The organism is Mucilaginibacter lappiensis, assembly GCF_050433765.1.
GTDB lineage: Bacteria > Bacteroidota > Bacteroidia > Sphingobacteriales > Sphingobacteriaceae > Mucilaginibacter > Mucilaginibacter lappiensis_A.
The window spans coordinates 385,860-408,493 of record NZ_JBNPWP010000001.1 but is presented as its reverse complement, the minus strand read 5'-3'; the positions used below and the strand labels follow the sequence as shown (position 1 = coordinate 408,493).

The 22,634-nt window shown below is 39.7% G+C and carries 10 protein-coding genes; all 10 read right to left on the bottom strand.

Annotated features, from left to right (window positions below; translation table 11 throughout):
* Window positions 1–82: 82 nt before the first annotated feature.
* Window positions 83–2,461 carry an ABC transporter permease gene (locus tag M2273_RS01790; protein WP_429392223.1) on the bottom strand — a complete coding sequence of 793 codons (2,379 nt, stop codon included), beginning with the start codon at window positions 2,459–2,461 and terminating at the stop codon, window positions 83–85.
* 69 nt (window positions 2,462–2,530) lie between these two features.
* Window positions 2,531–4,954 carry an ABC transporter permease gene (locus tag M2273_RS01785; RefSeq protein WP_429392221.1) on the bottom strand — a complete coding sequence of 808 codons (2,424 nt, stop codon included), beginning with the start codon at window positions 4,952–4,954 and terminating at the stop codon, window positions 2,531–2,533.
* 90 nt (window positions 4,955–5,044) lie between these two features.
* On the bottom strand, window positions 5,045–7,420 hold the full coding sequence (locus M2273_RS01780) for an ABC transporter permease (RefSeq protein WP_429392218.1): 2,376 nt from the start codon (window positions 7,418–7,420) through the stop codon (window positions 5,045–5,047).
* A 176-nt stretch (window positions 7,421–7,596) separates the two neighbouring features.
* Entirely contained in the window at window positions 7,597–9,987 is a 2,391-nt protein-coding gene (locus M2273_RS01775) for an ABC transporter permease (protein ID WP_429392216.1), read from the bottom strand.
* 224 nt (window positions 9,988–10,211) lie between these two features.
* Window positions 10,212–12,596 carry an ABC transporter permease gene (locus M2273_RS01770; protein WP_429392214.1) on the bottom strand — a complete coding sequence of 795 codons (2,385 nt, stop codon included), beginning with the start codon at window positions 12,594–12,596 and terminating at the stop codon, window positions 10,212–10,214.
* A gap of 110 nt (window positions 12,597–12,706) precedes the next feature.
* On the bottom strand, window positions 12,707–15,073 hold the full coding sequence (locus M2273_RS01765; RefSeq protein ID WP_429392211.1) for an ABC transporter permease: 2,367 nt from the start codon (window positions 15,071–15,073) through the stop codon (window positions 12,707–12,709).
* A 109-nt stretch (window positions 15,074–15,182) separates the two neighbouring features.
* Window positions 15,183–17,552 carry an ABC transporter permease gene (locus M2273_RS01760; RefSeq protein WP_429392208.1) on the bottom strand — a complete coding sequence of 790 codons (2,370 nt, stop codon included), beginning with the start codon at window positions 17,550–17,552 and terminating at the stop codon, window positions 15,183–15,185.
* A gap of 81 nt (window positions 17,553–17,633) precedes the next feature.
* Window positions 17,634–20,063: an ABC transporter permease gene (locus M2273_RS01755; protein WP_429392206.1), complete on the bottom strand. Its 2,430-nt coding sequence runs from the start codon at window positions 20,061–20,063 to the stop codon at window positions 17,634–17,636.
* Window positions 20,064–20,251: 188 nt separating this feature from the next.
* Complete coding sequence (locus M2273_RS01750) at window positions 20,252–20,929, bottom strand: ABC transporter ATP-binding protein (RefSeq protein WP_091144824.1); 678 nt, start codon at window positions 20,927–20,929, stop codon at window positions 20,252–20,254.
* Between the two features lie 111 nt (window positions 20,930–21,040).
* Window positions 21,041–22,297, bottom strand: a complete 1,257-nt coding sequence (locus M2273_RS01745; protein WP_429392202.1) for an efflux RND transporter periplasmic adaptor subunit — start codon at window positions 22,295–22,297, stop codon at window positions 21,041–21,043.
* Between the last annotated feature and the right edge of the window lie 337 nt (window positions 22,298–22,634).

The following is a 22,634-nucleotide window of genomic DNA, read 5'->3' as shown; positions in this document are numbered from 1 at the left end:
TGGGATTAAGTTGCACCCTGATTGAAAAAATTCTAAAACCTAAATTCTAAACTCTAAATTGTCGGGCATTTTTCACTACTCATTATTCATTCTTTAAACTGTTAACCGGATTAGCCAGGGCTGCTTTTATTGCCTGTGCGCTCACGGTTAAACCAGCTACCAGTAGAGATACCCCACCTGTTAAGATAAATACCCACCATTGTATGTTGATACGATAAGCAAAATCCTGTAACCATTTACTGGACACATACCATGCAATAGGCGATGCAATGATGGTAGCCATAACAACCAGCTTTAAAAAATCTTTAGATATCAGCAAAATAATATTGGCAATATTTGCTCCCAATACTTTACGTATCCCTATTTCTTTGGTACGCCGTACTACCGCGAAGGCCGTAATAGCAAACAGACCCAGGCAAGCCAGTACAATAGCCAATATCGAAAATGTTGTAAAAACCCCGGCTGTACGTTGTTCTGTGCGATATAATGCATCATAATCATCATCCAAAAAACGGTAGTCAAAGGGCCGGTGTATTATACGGCTTTTCCATATTTTGCCAATTTCATTAATAGTACCGGGGGTGTTGTTGCCGTTTATTCTTACAAAAAGCGCATGAGGCATATCCTTATCTAAAAACAGTACCAGCGGCGTTATAGGATCGTGAAACGATTTGAAATTAAAGTCTTTTACCACTCCTTTGATAATGCCTGGATCGCCTTTTGAAATTTGCTTGCCTACTGCTTGTTCTGGTGTCCACCCCAACGCTTTTACAGCCGATTCATTGAGGATAAATGAATAACGGTGATTTTTACCCTGGTTAGTGGTATCTATTTGCAATACATCAGCACGTGTATAATCATTACCGGCCACTACTTTTAATTGCATGGTTTTTATAAAATCCTCATCAACCGGAATGGCATTCACCGAAATGTTTTTGTTATCATTGGTATTTATCCCATCGCTCCAACCCACATTAATGGGTTCATCATAAGCAGCTGCTGCGCTCTGTACATTGGGTATTGAACTGATTTCTTTTTTGAGCGCATCTAATTGGGGTTGCATGGTATTGTCAACAGGCAAAACCATTATATTACTTTTGTTATAACCGAGATCCTTATTCCTGATGTATGACAGCTGCTGTAGAATTACAATAGTTGATATGATGAGGAAAATAGAGATCACAAACTGGAAAACAATTAACGATTTCCTTACGCTTTGGCCTGATGTAAATGAAAACCCCGATTTCAGTACCTTCACTAATTTGGCATTTGATAAAAGTAATGCCGGGTACGCTCCTGCTGCAAAGCCTATCACTATACTTAAAACTATAAGGCAAATGATTATTACAGGGTCAAACAAAACATTAACCTGCAGTTGTTTCCCTGAAATTTGGTTGAACAGCGGAAGTACCAACATGGCCACACCTATAGCTAAAATAGCAGCTATGCCGGCTGTAAATACCGATTCGCCAATAAATTGTGTAAATAGTTCGCCTTTAGCCGCACCAAGCACTTTCCTGACACCTATTTCGGCCCCGCGGCCAGACGATTGAGCAATGGCCAAATTAACGTAATTAACGCAGGCGATAGTGAGTATTAATAAAGCCACCACCAGCATAATGTAAATGTAGGTAATGCTACCCGTAGGTTCAATCTCATTTGGTAAATCGGAATGTAAATGAACACTTGTTAAAGGTTGCAGGTTATAGGTAAGATACTGGCCATTTCCCATTTTTAACTCGCCCTGGCTAACGGTTTTCATATAATCGGCCACTCTTTTTTGTAATGGGGCTACCTCATCTTTATTATTTAACAGCAGATAGGTGATGTTATTAGCTGTCCACCATTGTTCTGGGCCATTCATATCCATGTACAAGCTAAATGGTACTATAAAATCAAACTGGATCTGTGAGTTTGAAGGCACAATATCCACCACTCCTGATATCGTAAAATTCTTTTCACCTACCTTTAACACTTTCCCTATAGCTTCCTGGCCCCCAAAATATTTTTTAGCAGTATTTTGAGTGATCACCATTTTATCAGGCGCATTTAAAGCTGTACCGGCGTCTCCTTTAATCAGATTAAAGGAAAATACCTTAAAAAAAGATGGATCGGCATACAAAAAGTTTTTTTCCTCAAATAATTGATTATTGTATCCAACTACTCTGGGATATTTAAATGTTCTAACAAAATCCTTCACCTCCGGGAAATTTCGTTTAAACTGCGGACCTGGTTTGGTACCAGTAACAGCAGCTCTCCGCACCACATCATGTTTATACTCCATGGTGGCCCTCACTATTCTGTCGGCATTAACATGAAACTGGTCATAACTCAATTCGTGTTGTATGTAAATACCTATCAATAAACAGCTTGCAATGCCAACTGTTAAACCCAATATATTTATAAATGCGTAAAGTTTGTTTTTCTTTAAACTACGCCATGCTAATTTGATATTGATCATATGTTGAAATTCTAAATACTTGAACTCTAAAAAAGCTTTATGCTTTCAGCCTTTAGCTTTAAGCCCTACCTACTCGCTCTTCAGACTTTTTACCGGATTTGCCAATGCCGATTTAATTGATTGAAAGCTGATGGTTAAAAACGCGATTAATAGTGCTCCTGCCCCGGCTAATGCTACTATCCACCATTGAAAATTTACACGATAAGCAAAACCCTGCAACCATTTTTGCATAAAAAACCAGGCCAGCGGCGATGAAATTAATATGGCTATAAAAACAAGTTTGATAAAGTCTTTTGTAAGCATGGCAACAATAACAGAGACATCGGCGCCCAGCACTTTACGTATACCAATTTCTTTTGTACGTTGCTCGGCGGCGTAAGCAGCCAAACCAAATAAGCCTAAACACGCGATAGCTATTGCCAGAGAGGTAAATACTACAAATATTTTGCCTACACGCTGTTCTGACCGGTAAGTGGCATCAAAATCCTGATCCATAAATGAATAGGCAAAATGTTGATTGGGTGCCAGCGCTTTCCATTTACTCTCGATCTGTGTTAGTAAGGCAGGCAGGTTTTTGGTATGTACCTTAATACTTAAGGCTCCATGCTCTTCTTCTAAAAATAAAGTAACCGGCGAAATATTATCACGTAATGAACTGAAATTAAAATCTTTAATAACCCCAATAATAGTAAATCGCTTAATGCTCTTACCAGAATTATCCATAGGGCGATAAATGGGGTTATTTAGTGGAGATTTCAAGCCCATCAGTCGTGCTGCTGTTTCGTTAATGATCACTGCTGATGAATCAGTTTGGAGTTCGGTCGAAAAATTACGGCCGCTGATCATTTTAATACTCAGCGTACTTAAATAGTCTTCATCAACTGACCATACCTGCGGTAAAATCCCCCGCTTTTGATCAAGTGTAGGATCCTGGAACACGGCACTGGTATTCCTGTAGTCGGCTGTAGGTAAATAGCCGGTCATGGTAGCATTATCCACACCCGGCAGCTGCTTGATCTCCTGTTTAAAAACCTTTGCCTGGCGACCAAGTGCGCCGGTATTTTTCACAATAAGTACCTGGCTGCGATCATAACCCAGGTTTTTATGTTGGATATAATTGAGCTGATTATAAATAACCAATGTACCGATGATCAGGATAATTGATATAGAGAACTGGAAAACCACCAGGAAACTCCGGAGCCTGCCACCTTTAAAACCGGTTGACAACTTCCCTTTCAACACATCAACAGGTTGAAATGCCGAAAGGAAAAATGCAGGATAGAAACCGGCCAGGCCTCCAATAACCAACGCTATAGCGATCATTACTGGCAATAACCAAATAAATGATTGCGCTGTTATAGCCAGTTCCTTATCGGCCATTTGATTAAACAAAGGCAACAATACCCAGGCCAACACGACAGCAATAAGCGTGGATATAAAAGTCACTAATATTGATTCTATTAAAAATTGAGCTATTAATGAGCTGCGTGGCGAACCCAGCACTTTACGCACCCCTACTTCACGGGCCCGGTTTGAGGAACGGGCTGTTGAAAGATTCATAAAGTTAACACAAGCAATCAGCAGGATAAACAGGGCGATGGCCGATAGTATATAAACATACTGAATGCTGCCATTACGCCCCAATTCGCCCACCCGGTTCGAATACAGGTGAATATCTGTAAGCGGGGTTAAGTTCATCCGGAAGTAGTTACCTGCTTTTTCAAACTCATCCATAGTTAAATGGATCACACTTTGTAATTCTACATTGATGTGCTTGCGCATTAATGCGGGTAGTTGTGCATTTAGTTTCTTAAAATCGGCGCCCGGTTTTAGCAAAACATAAGTATTAAAGTTGTTGTTTAACCAGGTAGTTTCCTTACTATCTCCATTTGAAGACATAGACAGAAAAAAGCCGTAATTGAAATGCGATTGTTTAGGAATATCCTTAATAACCCCGGTAACTTTATAATTTTGAGTGTCATTCAATACCAGTGTTTTACCAACCACATCTACACTGTTAAAGTATTTTTTTGCTATGCTTTCAGTGATCACTACACTATTAGGTTCAACCAGAGCAGTAGCTGGATTTCCATTGATCATTGGCAGGGTAAAAACATCAAACAAGCCTGGGTCACTATAAACCATCATGTCTTCCTGAATGTTCTCGTTGTCCTTTTTTACGTGTACGCCACCTCTTCCCTGTAGCCGTACAGCAGCTTCAACAGCGGGAAACTCACTTTTTAAAACCTGCGCTAAAGGAGCCATGCTTTGCGCATATTTAGAATTATTGCCTCCAAATTTTATCTCAAAATTCACCCGTGCTATACGGTCGGCTTTTTTGTTGAATCGATCATAGCTCAGTTCATCAATCACATAAAATACGATCAATAAACAGGTAGCCAACCCAACAGATAGCCCTAAAATATTGATAGCTGTAAAGCCTGTGTTTTTCCGGAGGCTGCGGAACGCGGTTTTGATGTAATTTTTTAACATGATTTTTAAATTTAAAAATTCAGACCCTAACTTCCCCAGCTCTTTAAAACCTACTACTCACATAACATACAACTCAAGTTCTGGTTACCCCTATTCGCTTCTTAAACTTTTCACAGGATTTGCCAAAGCTGCTTTAACAGATTTGAAACTAATGGTAAGCAATGCAATTAAAAAAGTAAAAAGCGCTGCCAAAACAAATATCCACCAATGCAATGTGGTGCGAAAAGCAAAATTTTGCAGCCATTTACTCATGCAATAATAACCAACAGGCATAGCGATCACCGTGGCAAGTAATACTGGTTTAAGTAAATCTTTTGATAATAGCAGCAAAATGTTTTGTACCGATGAACCAAGCACTTTACGCACGCCTATTTCTCTTGTGCGCTTAGCTGCTGTGAATGATGCTAAACCAAATAAACCCAAACAGGCTATAAATATGGCCAAGCCTGAAAATATACTCAACATAGTTTGCTGTCTGATATCGTTTCTGTAGGTTACATCAAATTGCTGATCAAGAAACTTATATTCGAAAGGATAAACAGGTGCTACCTGATTGTAAATATCCTTTATGTTTGCCAGGGCAGCTTTGATATTACCCGGTTTTAATTTTATTACGGCTACCCGCCTGTCTTCGTTTGGCGCAATGATCAGGGCATCCATATTTTCTTTTAGCGACAGGAAGTTAAAATCCTCAATCACCCCTATTACTCTCCGTTTTTTATCATCACGTACGGTGTTTTTTACCCATTTACCTATCGCCTGTTGGGGGGTAAACCCAAGCAATTTGGCAGCAGTACGGTTAAGGAGTACCGCATCAGTAGTGTCTGTAGCATATTGCGGGGAAAAATTACGGCCTGCTATTACCTTTAAGCCCAGCGTTTTTATATATTCAAAATCGGCAAATTCAGTTCTTGATTTAAATATTTCATGCTGACCTTCTACTTCGAAGCCATGAATATCAAAAAAGCCACCCGGCTCGCCCGACATAAGTGATACCGAAGCTACACTGCCTGAGTTTTGCAACTCATCTTTAAATGCACGGCGGTGGTTATAAATATCATCATTATCTATACTTACAATAACCGTTTGTTCCTTATCATAGCCAAGCGTCTTGCTTTTTATAAAGTTCATTTGGTTCATGATAACTATGGTACCAATGATCAGTAAAACAGAAATACTGAATTGTAACACCACCAACGACTGCCTAAGCAGCGTACCTCCTTTGCCCAGGCGTAATTTCCCCTTCAAAGCCTGTATAGGCGAAAATGCCGAAAGAAAAAATGCCGGGTAGCTGCCTGCTATAAACCCGACAACTAATATTACGCCAGCCAAAAACAAATAAATGGGCGGCTTATTCCAGGCAACAGTTAATGTAAACCCAAGTAACTGGTTGTACCAGGGCATCAGCATTAGCAATAGACCTATTGATAGGGCACAAGAAATTAATGCCAACAAAAGCGATTCGCCAATAAATTGTATAATTAAATGATTGCGTAAAGCCCCCATCACCTTTCGCATACCTACTTCTTTTGAGCGCTCAACCGCTCTTATGGTTGATAGGTTCATGAAATTGATGCAGGCAATAAGCATGATCAGGATGGCAATGGATATAAAGATGAACACTACGGTTTTGTCGCCGTGCCTTACATTATCAAACGCAGATGATTGTTCAAAATAAATATTATCCAACGGGGTGAGTTTAAGATCAAAGCGGGTACCGAAACGGGCCATATCCTTACCCATATACTTATCCATAAACTGAGTAAAACGGCTTTCAAGCTGCGCCTTGCTTATATGATCATCAAGCAGTACATAAACAAACATGCTGTTGTTGATCCAAACATTAAAGCCATCATCATGAACATAATTTGATAATGGTATCACCATATCAAAATCCATGTGCGAATTTGAAGGTACATCTTTAACTATGCCCGTAACTTTTAGTTGAAGACGCTTATCCATTTGAATAACCTTACCCATAGCATTATCAACACTGCCAAAGTATTTTTTTGCTGTGGTTTCACTAAGTACTATACTACCCGGGTCTTTCAGAGCTGTAACCGCATCACCTTTTTTAAGCGGGAAAGAAAACAAAGTAAAAAAGTCGGCATCGGTTGCGTAAACTTTCTTTTCGTTAAATGCTTTTTCGCCAAATGATACCAGATCATTTCTTGGTGCTACACGTACAGCTTTCTTTATCTCATTAGGATAATCATTTAATAATGCTGGTGCATACGGGCCCGACAAATATGGCACCCTTGCCTTGGTGGCATCAAAACCACGCATAACACGGTAAATATTTTTTCCCTTTGTATGAAATTTATCATAGCTGAATTCATTGGTAATATACAGGAATATCATAAGGCATACGGTGATCCCCATAGTTAATCCAAGTATGTGAATGAGCGAAAATGCTTTATTCTTATAAAGGTTTCGCCACGCTATTTTTATATAACTTTTTAACATGATATTAAAAAAATCTTAAACTCTAAATGCTAAACCCAAAACTTAAATTCTAAACACTAAATCCTAAACTCTAAATTGCCGGGTATTTTTCACTACTCACTACTCACTACTCACTACTCACTACTCACTACTCACTACTCACTACTCACTACTCACTACTCACTACTCACTACTCACTACTCACTCTTTAAACTTTTAGCCGGGTTTGCCGTTGCTGCTTTTACTGATTGTGTACCTACAGTTATAAAAGCGATCAATATGGCTGCAATACCGGCAATGGCAAACACCCACCATTGTATATCAACACGGTAAGCAAAGCTTTGCAACCACTTGCTCATACCATACCAGGCCAGCGGCGAGGCTATAACTGTGGCAACCAATACCAGCTTCATCAAGTCTTTGGACAACAGCGTTACAATATTGGTTACACTTGCTCCTAAAACTTTTCTGATGCCTATTTCCTTAACCCGTTGTTCGGCGGTGAAGGTTACCAGGCCAAACAAACCCAGGCACGCTATACAAATAGCCATTAAAGTAAATACGAACAGGATTTTTCCTTGCTTTTGTTCGGATTGGTATTGGTTGGCAAAATTCTGATCCAAAAAATGAAATTCAACCTTGTTTTCAATATCAAACCGGCTGTATATTTTGCCGATATAATTAAGGGTGGCCGCTATATTGTTTTTACCCACACGTACATATAAATTATCCTCGTCGTTTGCTGTAGCGGGCATTTCCAATACCATTGGCGCAACTTTATGTTGTAACGAATAGGTGTTAAAATCTTTAACTACACCAATTATTTTTTGGGTGATAACGTTTCCCTGCTCATCAACCCCTGTACGAACAGATTTGCCCACCGCATCCTTCCAGCCTAATTCATTCACCAACGTTTCGTTCACTATGATCGATTCTTTTTTATCAGTAGGCATTGCCGGCGAAAAATTGCGACCCTGGGCCATCCTGATCTGCATGGTGGGTATAAAATCTTCATCAATAACCAGGTTCTCTACAATTTTCGATTCAGGGTTTGTTTTTCCATCGGCACCAATGTTAAAGTTTCCTGATCCTATATTATTATTACCTATCGGGTTACCAGCAATACCAACGCTTTCAACCTCCGGGTTTTGCATCAGCTGACTTTTTATAGCCGCTATTTTACTCCTGGCCGATTTATCGCTGATATGAAATGTGAGTACCTGGGCTTTATTGAAACCCAGGTCTTTGTTCATTACATAATGCAATTGCTGATATATGATGCACGAGCCGGCTATCATTACTATAGTGATGATGAATTGAAAAACCACTAACGATTTCCTGAATAATACGGTTGAAGCCTGACTACCTATCTGCCCTTTCATAGCCGAAATGGTACGGAAGCCCGAGAGTAATAAAGCAGGGTATAAACCACTCAAAATACCAGTAACTAAAGAAAACGTGATGAAAGCAAAAACTGTTTTAGCCAATCCAAATTGAAGCAGCACCAAGGTTTTACCCGACAGCTGATTAAAATAAGGTAACACAAACTGAATTAATACACCGGCCAACAATGTGGCTATCATGGTAAGCATAATTGATTCGGCAAAAAACATGAGCATCAACTGCTTTTGGCTGGAGCCGATCACCTTGCGTACACCGATTTCCTTAACCCGTACGGATGAACGCGCGGTGGTTAAGTTCACATAATTAATAACCGCTATTGCCAGTATCAATAAAGCAACGGCGCTAAATACGTATACATAGGTAATATTGCCATTAGAGCCCAGCTCGTAATCTAAATTTGATTTAAGGTGGATGGAGGTTAGTGGCTGTAGTTCAATCTGGTAATGCATTGGCCCAACGGCGCCTTTAAGGTATTTATTAAAGAACACCTCTGACGCTGCTTCTATTTTCCTGAAATCGTCATGATCTTTTAGCAACAAGTAGGTATGCAAATTAGAGTTACCCCATTTATCGGTATAGTTCGCGGGGAAGGAGCGCAGGGCTGCAAAAGTAAAATGCGAATTTACAGGCACATCGTCTATTACACCCGTAATCGTGGTTGGATTAGTTTCTATCAGGATAGTTTTATCCAAAGCACTCGCGGCGTCGCCAAATAATTTTTCGGCCAGCGTTTTTGTTAATACGATGGATTGGGGCTTAGATAAGGCAATATGAGGATCGCCGTATAAAAAATGATAGCTGAAAACGTTAAATATGGCATTATCTGTAAAAAGCATACCACCTTCGTTCATTTGCTTATCACCATAAGTTATTTTGCCGCCACCTTCGGCGTTAATACGCACGGCGTCTTCTACTTCGGGATAATCGTTCTTTAATGCCGGTGCAAATGGCGCCGATGTTACAGCTAAATTAAATTTACCACCGTTCCAACTACCATGCTGCACCACACGGAATATGCGGTCGGCTTTATCATTATATCGATCGTAGCTCCATTCGTCAGCCACATATAAAGCGATCAGCCAAAACGTAGCGACACCAATAGCAAGACCGCAAATATTTAACAATGAAAAAACTTTATGTTTTATCAAATTTCTCCAGGCTATTTTAAAATAATTCTTCAACATGGTGTAAATGGTTTAAACCTTACTTGTAAAATGCGTACCAATTAAGTAAACAACTCATTTACAGTAATTTAAAAAACACAAAGATTAACCAAACGTTCGCATCTGAAACACTCGTTGTGCGGATATGATACAGTTTTAGGGTGAAAGGTGAACCCCTCCCACCACCTCACAAATTTCGGCCTCTTTCTTTTACCTTTCCGTCTTTTGCCCTTAACCTTTCACCTTTACTCGCTTCTTAAACTTTTAACGGGATTGGTAAGCGCTGCCTTAATAGCCTGAAAACTTACCGTAGTAAAGGCTATAATAAGCGCCAGTACCCCGGCAACAACAAATACCCACCAGCTGATGTCTATGCGGTATGCAAAATCCTGCAGCCAGTAATGCATACATAGCCAGGCAACCGGAAACGCTATCAATGATGATATGAGCACCAGTACCAAAAACTCCTTCGAGAGCATATTGACTATTCCTGATACCGAAGCGCCTAACACTTTACGTATGCCAATTTCACGGGTGCGCTGTATGGTGCTGTATGATGCTAAGCCTAATAAACCCAGGCATGAAATAAATATGGCCAGCACCGCAAAATACAGGAACAGGTTACCAAAGGTTACTTCAGATACGTATTGTTTATTAAAACTTTCGTCAATAAATACATAGTTGAACGGACGCTCCGGAACCAGCATTTTCCATTTATTTTGAATTGCCGTGATAGTGGCCGGGATACTTTTTGCCGCTATTTTTAAAGTAAATACATTAGTACCTCTGGCGTTGATACGCATATTTAAAGGCTTTACAGTTTCTTGTAACGATTGAAAGTGAAAATCTTTTAAAACACCTATAATTTTACCCTGTCTGCCCCATTGCGAAAAATTTCTGCCAACCGCATCGGCAGGAGTTTTGTAGCCAAGGCTTCTCGCTGCCGATTCATTGATGACGATAGCCTGGGTGGTATCTGTACCAAAAGCCTTTGAAAATATGCGGCCCGCAGCTACTTTCATTTCATATTGAGGAATATAATCATAGTCAACATCATACATATTCATGTTCATCTGCTGCATGACACCGGTGTTATTTTGAATTTCGGAATAGGCAACACTATTACCAAGACCAGGTAAAGCCCCCGATGTGGTTGCGGAGAGTACATTAGGGATCTTTTTTAGTTCGTTCTTGATCAGTTCTGAACGACTTTGTACCGCGCTGTCACCACTAAAATCAATACTAAGCATTTGGTTTTTTTGAAAACCAAGCGGCTGGTTTCGCATGTAATTGAGCTGATCATATACGATAACGGTTCCGATGATGAGTATAATGGAAATAGCAAACTGAACAATAACCAGGCCCTTGCGCAGCAATATGCCTTTGGTTGATTTGCTGAACCTGCCTTTTAGTATTGTTACCGGTTTAAAGCCTGATAGCACCAATGCCGGGTATAAACCAGCGGTAATACCAATAAAGCAGGCTATAATGAACAGCTGAAATAAATAGCCATTGCTAAAGATGCTGTGACTGATAACCTTACCCGATAATTGATTAAACAACGACAATAAAAGGAAGCTGAACAAGCCCGAAAAAACAAAAGCTATCAGGCAAATAATAACCGACTCACTTAAAAACTGAATGGTTAACTGTTGCCTTACAGCACCTATCACTTTACGGATACCTACTTCCTTTGCCCGCTCTGTAGCTCTTGCCGTTGTTAGGTTGATAAAATTGATACATGCTATTAGGAGTATAAAAACCGCGATGATCGAAAAAATACGAACATTATATAAATTTCCGGATTCAGGTGCTCCTCTTTTTGATACCATATAAACATCTTTTAACGGCTCCAGAAAATAATCGTAATCCATGCCCTGTTTTTTGTCATTGGCGCTGTAATGCTTGTTTACAAATGCCGGCATACGCGCCTGTAGTTTATGATAATCATACCCTTTAGATAGCATGATATAGGTGTAGTTACCAAAGTTACCCCACTGGTTTAGCCTTCCCGGATTCTGTTTTTCAAGAGTTGATAAGGAAACCAGCATATCGAACTTGAAATGTGAATTTGCCGGAACATCTTTTATTACAGCCACTACCGATGCCGGATTCTTACTGTCAAGTATTAATGATTTACCAACGGCATCGGCGCTGCCAAAATATTTCTTAGCAGCGGTTTCGGTCATTATCACCGTAAAGGGTGCTTGAAATGCCTTATTTACATCGCCTTTTATTACCGGGAAAGTAAACATCTTAAATAGCGACGGCTCCGCGAACTGCATATTGTTCTCCTGAAATTTCGAATCGCCGTACTGAACCAAAAATCCAGTGCCAAATATCCTTGTATTGGCTTTAATTTCAGGATAATCCTGTTGCAGCGCGGGCCCTATTGGCGCAATTGACGATGGCCAGTGAAGTGTTTCGGTTGGCGTCTTAATGTCCGAAACCACCCGGTAAATTTCGTCGGAGTTTTGATTAAAATTATCATAACTCAGCTCAAATTTCACATACATGAAAATTAAAAAGCAAGCGGTCATACCGATAGCAAGCCCTATAATATTGATGAGTGAAAAGCTTCTGTGGCGCCAAAGGTTCCTGAAAGCTATTTTTACATAGTTTTTTATCATGATACTTTTTTTGGAGCTTAAAGCATAAAGCTGAAGGCTTAAAGCTCTACGCTGTGATTCGTTACTAAATATTAAAAAGCTTTCTGCCTTCCGCTTTAAGCTTTCTGCTTCTATTCATTTCTTAAACTTTTTGTGGGATTTATAGTGGCTGCTTTTATAGCCTGGTAAGCTATGGTGATGCCTGCTATCAGGAATGATGTGCCTATGGCTATAATAAATATCCCAGGACCTATATTAATGTGATAGGCAAAGTTTTGCAACCAGTTATGCATTACATAATAACCAAGTGGGGCCGCTATCAGGAATGCTATCCCTATTAAAAAGATAAACTCACGGGTAAAGAGGTTAACAATGCTATATAAAGATGCTCCCAGTACCTTGCGAATGCCTACTTCTTTAGTACGTTGTGATGCAGCAAAGGCAATTAACCCATACAACCCTAAACAGCCTATTAAAATAGCTATGTATGAGAACAGCTGGAAAGCGGTATATACTTTTTGCTCCTGTTTGTACATTGCAGCAATATGCTCGTCAATAAATTCATACTGAAACAGGTTATCAGGAAACAGTTTTGACCATTGCTTGCCTATGTAGGCAATGGTTTTGCTCATTGAGGTTGGCTGTATACGAATGCTGGCGGCAAAAAGGTTATCTGCACTGTACTCCAATACGCAAGCTCTGCGTTTTTTATGTTTTGATTCGCTTTGAAAATCCTGTACAACACCAATAATGGTAGAGTTTTGATTGCCATTTAAGATTACATGTTTATTAATGGCTTTTTGCGGGTCATGCATACCTAATGCCTGCAACATGGTTTCGTTAATAACCACATGGTGTGTGGTGTCTTTTTCATTCTTTTTAATGATCTTTTCGCCTGCCAGCATTTTCAACTGAAACATGTCGGTATATTTTTCATCAATAAATTTCACCTCTGTAACATTATCCTTTGTAAATCCCAGTTCGGGCGAAGAAAAACTGGTAAAGGAGTCATTATAACTTGGTGCACCTGATGAAAAACTAAGGTCTTTTACACCTGGATAACTTTCCAGTTGTTGTTTAAAAACTTCGCGTTTGACCTGATCAGGCAGGTTAACAGAAATAACGGCTTCCTTATTAAAACCCAGGTCCTGGTTTTCAAAAAAGTCCATCTGATGGGCAACGACCAGTGTTCCTACAATTAAGATCTGAGAAATGGCAAACTGAGCAATTACCAAACTTTTGCGCAGGGTTAAGCCACGGGATGAAACACCCGCCTTATTTTTAAGGGAATCAACGGGCTGAAATGCCGATTGAATAAAAGAAGGATACAAGCCCGCCAGCAAAATAACCAACAAAGTTATGGTCGCTATCCAGCTCATAACAATGGGCTGAAGTAATTGGCTGGTATCAATATTAATTGACATCCATTTTCCCGCCTGGGTAAGGAAAGTAGCGCACAGGAGCACTCCCAATATCACCGATATAAGAACGAGCACCGTGGTTTCGCCCATAAACTGCCTGATGAGCTGCGAACGGGTTGCACCCAACACCTTACGCACCCCAACTTCTTTTGAGCGCCTTATAGCCTGGGCTGTTGCAAGGTTTATAAAATTGATACAGGCTGTAATGATAATAAGCAATGCTACACCCACTAATGCCCAATAAGTATCTCTTGATGTGGGGGTTACAATATTATTAATATAGCGCTGATCGAAATGAATTTCTTTTAATGGCTGTAAAGGCATAACAGCGGCTTTAGCTATATCGATACCCCAATTTTTTTTGATAAAACCAGGCATCTTTTTTTCGAGCTGATGGATGGAATAATTAGGCGGGATTACAATATAGGCATAACTTGCACCGGGAATTGCCCAGAAATTATGCATAGCCCCCTCCAGGTTTTTTTGGATGCTTGCCAACGATACCATGAACTCTAAAGGTAAACTGGTATTGCCGGGCAGATCTTGAATAATCCCGGTAACTTTAAGGTTCAATCTATTATCAAGATTAATGACCTGCCCCATAGCATTCTGTTTACCAAAATACTTCTTTGCAATGGTTTCTGTAAGTACAACACTGTTGGGTTGCTGCAGCGCAGTATTCGCATCACCGGTAAGCCAATGGTAATCAAAAACTTTATTGATCTGTTCATCAGCAAAGGCATAACTTTTTTCACTGTACCGGTTATCGCCTACTTTAACCACAGCATCACGTCTGTAAAAAACTTGCGTAGTTGCCTCCAGTTCGGGAAAATCTGTACGTATAGCCGGTATAATGGCCAATGATACGTTGGCGTTGAAATCAAGAGCATGTAATGTTACCCGGTAAGTACGGTTCGCTTTAGTATTGTATGTGTCATAACCAAGTTCATTCCTCACTATTAAAAAAATAACAAGGCAGGCCGCAATACCCAGGGTAAGCCCAAAAACATTCAGGAATGCGTAACTCAAATTACGCCGGATATTTCTGAAAGCAATAACTACATAACTTTTTAACATAATGAAGATATTTAAACGAAAATCCTTAATCCTAAAACCTAAACTCTAACTTACCCGGCATTTTTCACTACTCACTACTCACTACTCACTACTCACTACTCACTACTCACTACTCACTACGTAGGCTTTTTACCGGGTTATTTAAAGCTGCCTTAATTGCCTGAGAACTAATAGTTATAAAAGCGACCAAAATGGCTGTACTACCGGCTATAGCCAGGATCCACCAATGCAATTCTGTTCGATAAACATAATCCTGTAACCATTTATTCATGGCATACCAGGCAATTGGCGATGCTATTATTATAGCGATCACTACAAGTACCAGAAAGTCTTTTGAAAGCATAGTTGTGATATTGGCAACACTCGCTCCCAATACTTTACGGATACCTATTTCCTTAACCTTTACCTGCGCGGTGTAAGTTGCCAAACCAAACAAACCAAGGCATGAAATAAATATGGCTATGCCGGCAAAAACGTCAAATAACGTAGCTGTATGCTGTTCCGATTTGTAGAGTTCATTATAATCATCATCCAGAAATTTATACTCAAATGGAAAGGTTGAATTGTATTGCTTCCAAAACTTCTCAACGGCCTTGATTGCTGCCGGTGCATCTTTACCTGTTGTTTTTACAAACAATTGCCATGTACTTGCCCGGTAATTAAAAATTACAGGTTCAATGGCCTGTTTTAATGAGGCAACATGAAAATCCTTTACAACCCCAATAATAATTCCGTTAGTATCATGAAATTTAAACCGTTTGCCAACCGGGTCTTTAATACCAGCAAGTCTTACAGCGGTCTCATTCAGGATCCAATGAGCCGAATCAGATTTGGCCCCGGTAAAATTACCACCGCTTACAAACTTTATTTTAAATAAATTCAGATAGTCTTTATCGATACCGTAAGGGTGTACCAAAAAACTCATGTTAGGGTCTTTGCCATCCCAATCTGTATCACTGGTAGTACTGCCGTTGTTTACAATATTGCCATCGCCGGTAGTTATACCGGTTATGGCATGATTATTCAATAAGTCGGCCTTTATGGCTTCATAATGATCCTGCATGCCATGCATCTGCAAACCAAAAACGTATGATTTATCGTACCCTAATTGCTTTTGCTGTATATAATTTAATTGCTTATTAATCACGATAGTTCCAATAATCAACCCAATAGAGAACGCGAACTGACAAACCACCAGTACCTTTCTAAAAGTGGCATTGCCCGTGCCGGATATTTTACCTTTTAACGCGTTAATGGGTTTAAATGATGAAAGTAACAACGCCGGGTATATGCTCGAAGCTACAAGTGTAGCCGCTATAGTAATCGCTATTACCTGCCATACACGAGCATTAAACAAGTCAAAACGCATTTGCTTACCCGCAATACTATTATAAACCGGCATTACGGCATATATAACACAGAAAGCCAGTAAGAGCGCTATGGCAAAGCATAAAATAGTTTCAATTATAAACTGTATAAATAAATGCTTTCTTTCGGCGCCTATTATTTTACGCACACTTACTTCCTTAGCACGCATCATGGAACGCGCAGTTGACAGGTTGATGTAGTTGATACAGGCTATCAGCAATATCAGTATAGCCACAATTGAAAATACCTTTACTATCTGCATACCGGCTGATGAACCATCAGGGTTATACAGGTGTATTTGAGTAAGCGGCTGAAGCATAAATATGCCATCAGTTGGTTTTATACCCTGGTGGTGTTTAAAATGAATTTGTGTCAATTTTTCGCCGATGGTTTTTGTTGAAGCGTCGGGCCTTACCAATAAAAAGGTCTGGGCATAATAATTACCCCAATCTTCGTCCATTGCTTTCCAATAGCCATTACCATTATATTGTTTTTTCTTTATATTCATAGAAAACAACATGTCACCATCTATACTTGAGTTGGCCGGAAAATCAGCCAGTACACCCGAAACTACATAAGGATACCTGCTATCACCAGTGATGGTTTTACCAATTGGATCTGCATTTCCAAAATAGCGTTTAGCTGTGCTTTCAGTAATTATAACCGACTGGTCATTTGGAAAAGGGTTATTTACATTTCCTTTTAATAATTTATAGTCAAACACCTTAAAAAAGGCATCATCAACCCATGATAATTTTCCGTAATCTTCCTTGAGCAATTTATCCTTATACCTGAAAACAGTATAATCAGAATTGGTAATTACCCTTACCGCGCTAACAACACCGGGTACTTCCTTTAAAGCATAAGCAGCTACCGGCGCCGGGGCCCATGGCCATACCTGCTTGCTTACACCACTACCAATAGAGGCATTAACTTTATATATCTGGTCGGCTTTTGAATTAAAGCGGTCAAAGCTTAGTTCGTCTTGTACCCAAAGTAAAATAAGCATCCCCACGGCTAAACCAATGGTAAGTCCTATGATATTTATGGCGCTATAAAACTTCTTATTAACTAAGTTTCGCCAGGCTGTTTTGATGTAATTTCTAAACATGTCTTTCTTAAATTCTAATTTCCAAAACCTAAATTGTTTGAGAACACACAACACGATCCCCGGTCCTCACTACCAATTACATTACTCATTCTTCAAACTATCAACCGGATTTGCTATGGCTGCTTTAATTGATTGAAAACTTACTGTAATAAATGCGATGAATAATGCTGCCACACCCGCCAATACCAAAACCCACCATTGAATGTTTATGCGGTAAGCAAAGTCTTGTAACCATTTAGTCATTAAGTACCAGGCCAGTGGTGATGCTATTAAAATGGATATAAATACCAGCTTCATAAAGTCTTTTGATAACATGCTTACAATAGCCGATACATTGGCCCCCAATACTTTACGGATACCGATCTCTTTTGTACGTTGCTCTGCGGCATAGGCAGCTAAACCAAACAGACCCAAACAAGCAATTACAATAGCCAAAGTGGTAAACACTATAGCGATTTTTCCGGTAAGTTGTTCGGTGCGATATGAGGCATCAAACTCCTGATCCATAAATGAATAGTTGATCTGTACGTTGGGCGATAATCCCTTCCATTTATCTTTTATTTGTGATAGCAGGGCCGGCAAGTTTGAAGTATTTACGCGGATGCTCAACGCGCCGTTATTTTCTGCAAGTGTCATAACAACCGGGCCCACATTTTCCCTCAACGAACTAAAATTAAAATCCTTCACTACCCCTATTACATGGTATTGCTTTACATTATCTAAAGTCTGCTTACCACCTAAGCTTTTGTACAGGGTCTTATTTACAGCGTTATTAAAACCCAGGAATTTAGCTGCCGATTCATTAATTACAATACCTGTCGAATCTGTTTGCATATCCTTTGAAAAGCTGCGCCCCGAAGCCATCTTCATACCCAGTGTGGATACATAATCTTCATCTATCTCCCAGTTCTGTGGGAACATGGATCTTTTTTGATCAAGCGAAGCATCTTTGAAATAAATAGCGGTGCTTTTCCAGTTTGATGTTGGCAGGAAACCCGTCATGGTGGCGTTTATAACCCCGGGAATTTCTTTTACCTCCTGTTTAAATATTTTGGCCTGTTTATTCAGTTCAAAAATATTTTGCACTATAAGCACCTGGCTGCGATTATAGCCCAGGTTTTTGGTTTGGATATAATTTAGCTGATTATAGACAACCAGCGTACCAATGATTAGAAAAATAGATATGGAAAACTGGAAAACCACCAGAAAACTCCGGAGCCAGCCACCTTTAAAACCAGCAACCAACTTGCCCTTTAATACATCAATTGGTTGAAAAGCCGAGAGATAAAAGGCCGGGTATGAGCCAGAAAGCGCACCTATAAATACAACGATAAACAACAGGCAAGGCACCATCCAAACCAGAGATTGCGTATTGATCAGTATTTCTTTGCCTGATAACTGGTTAAATAAGGGAAGCAATGCCACAGCCGCAATAAAAGCAATTACCGTAGCCATGAACGTTACCAAAATTGATTCGGTTAAAAACTGGGCGATCAGGTATTTACGTGGCGAACCTAAAACTTTACGTACACCAACCTCGCGGGCCCGGCTTGCCGAACGCGCGGTGGATAGGTTCATGAAATTAACACAGGCTATTAAAAGTATAAAAATGGCTATTGCCGAAAATATATAAACATATTGCGTTGTACTGTTAGGCCCCAGTTCACCGCTCCGGTTTGAGTGCAGGTGAATATCTGTAAGTGGTGTTAAATTCATCCTGAAAAAGCTGCCGCTTTTTTCAAAGGCGTCAATGCTCATATTAAGTTGGGCCTGCATCTGCGCACCGCTGAATTTTTTTAATAGCTCCGGAAAACTTGCCTCCAGTTTTTTAGCGTCAGCAGGATTTTTTAACAGGACATAGGTATTATAATCGCTCCGCAACCATTCGTTCGAGCGGCTATCGGGCCATGAAGACATGGAAATAAAAAAGTCGAAATTAAAATGTGATTGCTTAGGAATATCTTTTATTACACCTGTTACTTTACAAAGCGTATTATCATTAAACAACAAGGTTTTACCAACAACATTTATGCTGTTAAAATATTTTTTGGCTGTAGTTTCGGTAACTACAACACTGTTTGGCTCAATTAAAGCCGATGCAGGATTGCCGTTGATCATGGGCAGTGTAAACACATCAAACAAAGAAGGATCGGCAAAAGCTATCTTATTTTCTGATATATTAAAGTTGCCCTTTTTTACATGTGATGTGCCGGCATTTTTTAGCCGTACAGCATTTTCAACATAAGGATATTCGGCCTTTAAGGTTTTGGCCAGGGGTGGCATGCAAACGGCATAAAGCACGTTATTTTCGCCAAGTTTCAGGTCTTCATTAACACGGTATATCCGGTTCGATTTGGCATTATACCTGTCATAGCTTAGCTCATCAAGCACATATAAAACAATGAGCAGGCAGGTTGCCAGGCCCAAAGCCAGGCCCAGGATATTTATAGCGGTAAATCCTTTGTTTTTTCTAAGGCTCCGAAAGGCTGTTTTTATATAATTCCTAATCATCTTATTAAAATATTAATAGGTAAACTGCCAATTATAAACCACCCTCCATCATTCCCCAAAATATACCGGCGGACTGCCCCAAAATAAAAAACGGAAAAACTCAAGCTAACCCCTCCCGTTGAGGGAAGGGAAAGCGAGGCACTTATTAACTTATATAAACTATTTTCTTTTGGGGGGATGATCCTGATTTAAACCATTATATTCTCCATAACACTTTGACCATCAAGCAGGCGTATAATACGGTGACTGTAACGGGCATCATGTTCAGAGTGAGTAACCATAATGATGGTAGTTCCTTGTTCGTTCAGGTCGGTAAGTAATTCCATTACATCGTTACCGTTGCTGCTGTCAAGGTTACCTGTAGGCTCATCCGCAAGTATTAGTTTAGGTTTGTTAACCACAGCCCTGGCAATAGCCACACGCTGTTGCTGACCACCCGATAACTGTTGCGGGTAATGGTTACGGCGATGCATGATCTGCATTTTGTCAAGTACCTCTTCTACCCTTTTTACTCTTTCAGCTGCTGCTACACCTGTGTAAATTAAGGGCAGTTCTACGTTTTCAAATACGGTAAGCTCATCAATAAGGTTAAAACTTTGAAATACAAACCCAATGTTATGCTTGCGCAGATCAGCACGTTTACGCTCTGTAAAGTGCGCAACTTCTATATCGTTAAAAACATAGCTCCCTGCATCCGGATCATCAAGCATACCCAAAATATTGAGCAATGTTGATTTACCACAGCCAGACGGGCCCATAATGGCCACAAATTCGCCGGTTGCAATTTCAATGGATAGCTTATTTAAAGCTATGGTCTCTACCTCTTCTGTACGGTAGAATTTTTCGAGATTTGTAATTTTTATCATTGGTGCCTCCTAAATCGTCTCCGTTATGTAGCGGATAGACCTGATTTTTTTAGTTAATTAGTTTTATATATGATGTTTTATAATGACTTTCCGTTGCAGGCTACTGTCAATTTATTTTTTTAATATGAGTTCCTGTATATCTCCATAAGTTTCATAGCTCGAGGTAATTACCTTATCACCCGGGTTTAAACCTTCGGTTACTACATAATAATCAGGGCTTTGTCTTCCAAGCTGAATATCAACTTTATAAGCACGCTTACCGTCTTCGCTCACTTTAAATATCCAGTTGCCTCCTGTTTGCTGGTAAAAACCACCCTTAGGTACCAATACCGCCTGGGTTTCATCGCTCAGTGCAAGCCTTACCTGCAAGGTTTGGCCTTTACGTATGCCTTTAGGCACCGTGCCTACAAACTGCATATCAACCACGAAACTGCCGGTTGCTTTTACCTGCGTGTATACCTTTTTGATAACCAGATTATATGTTTTGTCGGCAAAAGAGAAATCACCTTTTAAGCCGGTATATATACGTGATAAATAATGCTCATCAATATCAACCCTCACTTTAAAGCCGGATTGTACGTCGATCTGACCCAGATGTTCGCCTTTATTTTTGTTCTGGCCAACCTCGGCGTCCATGGAGGTTAACTGACCATCAATTGGCGCTCTTAAAGTAAGGCCTGCAACTTTTTTGCGCATCAGCGCCAGGGCAGCTTTCATTTGTGTATAATGCTCCTGAGCCTGCTGATCCTGCTGTTTAACAAGCGTGGTATCCTGCTTTAATATTTGTATAGCTAACCTTCTGCGGTTAAGCTGGTAATCATACGTATTTTTAGCCGATTGATACTCCTGTAACCCAATTGCTTTTTGATCATAAAGCCTTTTATCTAATTTGTAGATCCGTTCAGCTTCTTTAAAAGCATTATCTACATCGGCCATGGTATTGAGTTTGGTAATGGTAGCCTGTGATGCATTGTTGTGTGATATCTGCATTTGGGTTTGCTCAGCAAATACCTGCGACTCCTGGGTGGCCAGGTTTAATTCTTCATCAACATTGCTTAATTTTAAAATAGGATCACCTTTTTTTAGCATTGCACCGTCTTCCACATACTTTTCTTCCACCAAACCACCTTCAGTAGCATCAAGAAAAATAGTTGTAAGGGGCATTACCACGCCATTTACAGGTATAAACTCCTGAAATGGGCCTTTTGTAATAGTACTAATGGTTATGCGTTCGGTATCAACATCAAGTTTACTTTTACCCGATGTAAAATAAATGCTTCCGCCAACTAATAAAACAATGCCTGTTATGCCCGCAATTGTTAATATCCGTTTACTGTTCCAGGTCTTTTTTTCAATTTTTCTGTCCACTGTAGTTTATTATATTTTGAATAGTAGTTACAAAAAGATATGCCACAAATTAAAATACTGTATTTCAGTACATTAAACACAAAATAAGCAATTGAAGCGTACGCTTCTGTTACAGCAAGTGTTCGGTTATGATACAGTAGATTAAGATGCACATGGCCTGCATTAAGCATTCATAGTTGATTTACAGCTTAATACTTGTATTATCATAACTGGTATGAAATTTAAGCATTCAATTATTAATTTGCACAAATAATTTGATTCATGTACCAAGGTTAACAATTCATAGTAACAAATGCGTATACTGTGACTTTTAAACCATAATCTTTAAAAATTTAAA

Bases quoted from the DNA above. Each gene is read 5' to 3' on its own strand.
- M2273_RS01790 (WP_429392223.1), bottom strand. From the start codon at position 2,461: ATGATCAATATCAAATTAGCATGGCGTAGTTTAAAGAAAAACAAACTT.
- M2273_RS01785 (WP_429392221.1), bottom strand. From the start codon at position 4,954: ATGTTAAAAAATTACATCAAAACCGCGTTCCGCAGCCTCCGGAAAAAC.
- M2273_RS01780 (WP_429392218.1), bottom strand. From the start codon at position 7,420: ATGTTAAAAAGTTATATAAAAATAGCGTGGCGAAACCTTTATAAGAAT.
- M2273_RS01775 (WP_429392216.1), bottom strand. From the start codon at position 9,987: ATGTTGAAGAATTATTTTAAAATAGCCTGGAGAAATTTGATAAAACAT.
- M2273_RS01770 (WP_429392214.1), bottom strand. From the start codon at position 12,596: ATGATAAAAAACTATGTAAAAATAGCTTTCAGGAACCTTTGGCGCCAC.
- M2273_RS01765 (WP_429392211.1), bottom strand. From the start codon at position 15,073: ATGTTAAAAAGTTATGTAGTTATTGCTTTCAGAAATATCCGGCGTAAT.
- M2273_RS01760 (WP_429392208.1), bottom strand. From the start codon at position 17,552: ATGTTTAGAAATTACATCAAAACAGCCTGGCGAAACTTAGTTAATAAG.
- M2273_RS01755 (WP_429392206.1), bottom strand. From the start codon at position 20,063: ATGATTAGGAATTATATAAAAACAGCCTTTCGGAGCCTTAGAAAAAAC.
- M2273_RS01750 (WP_091144824.1), bottom strand. From the start codon at position 20,929: ATGATAAAAATTACAAATCTCGAAAAATTCTACCGTACAGAAGAGGTA.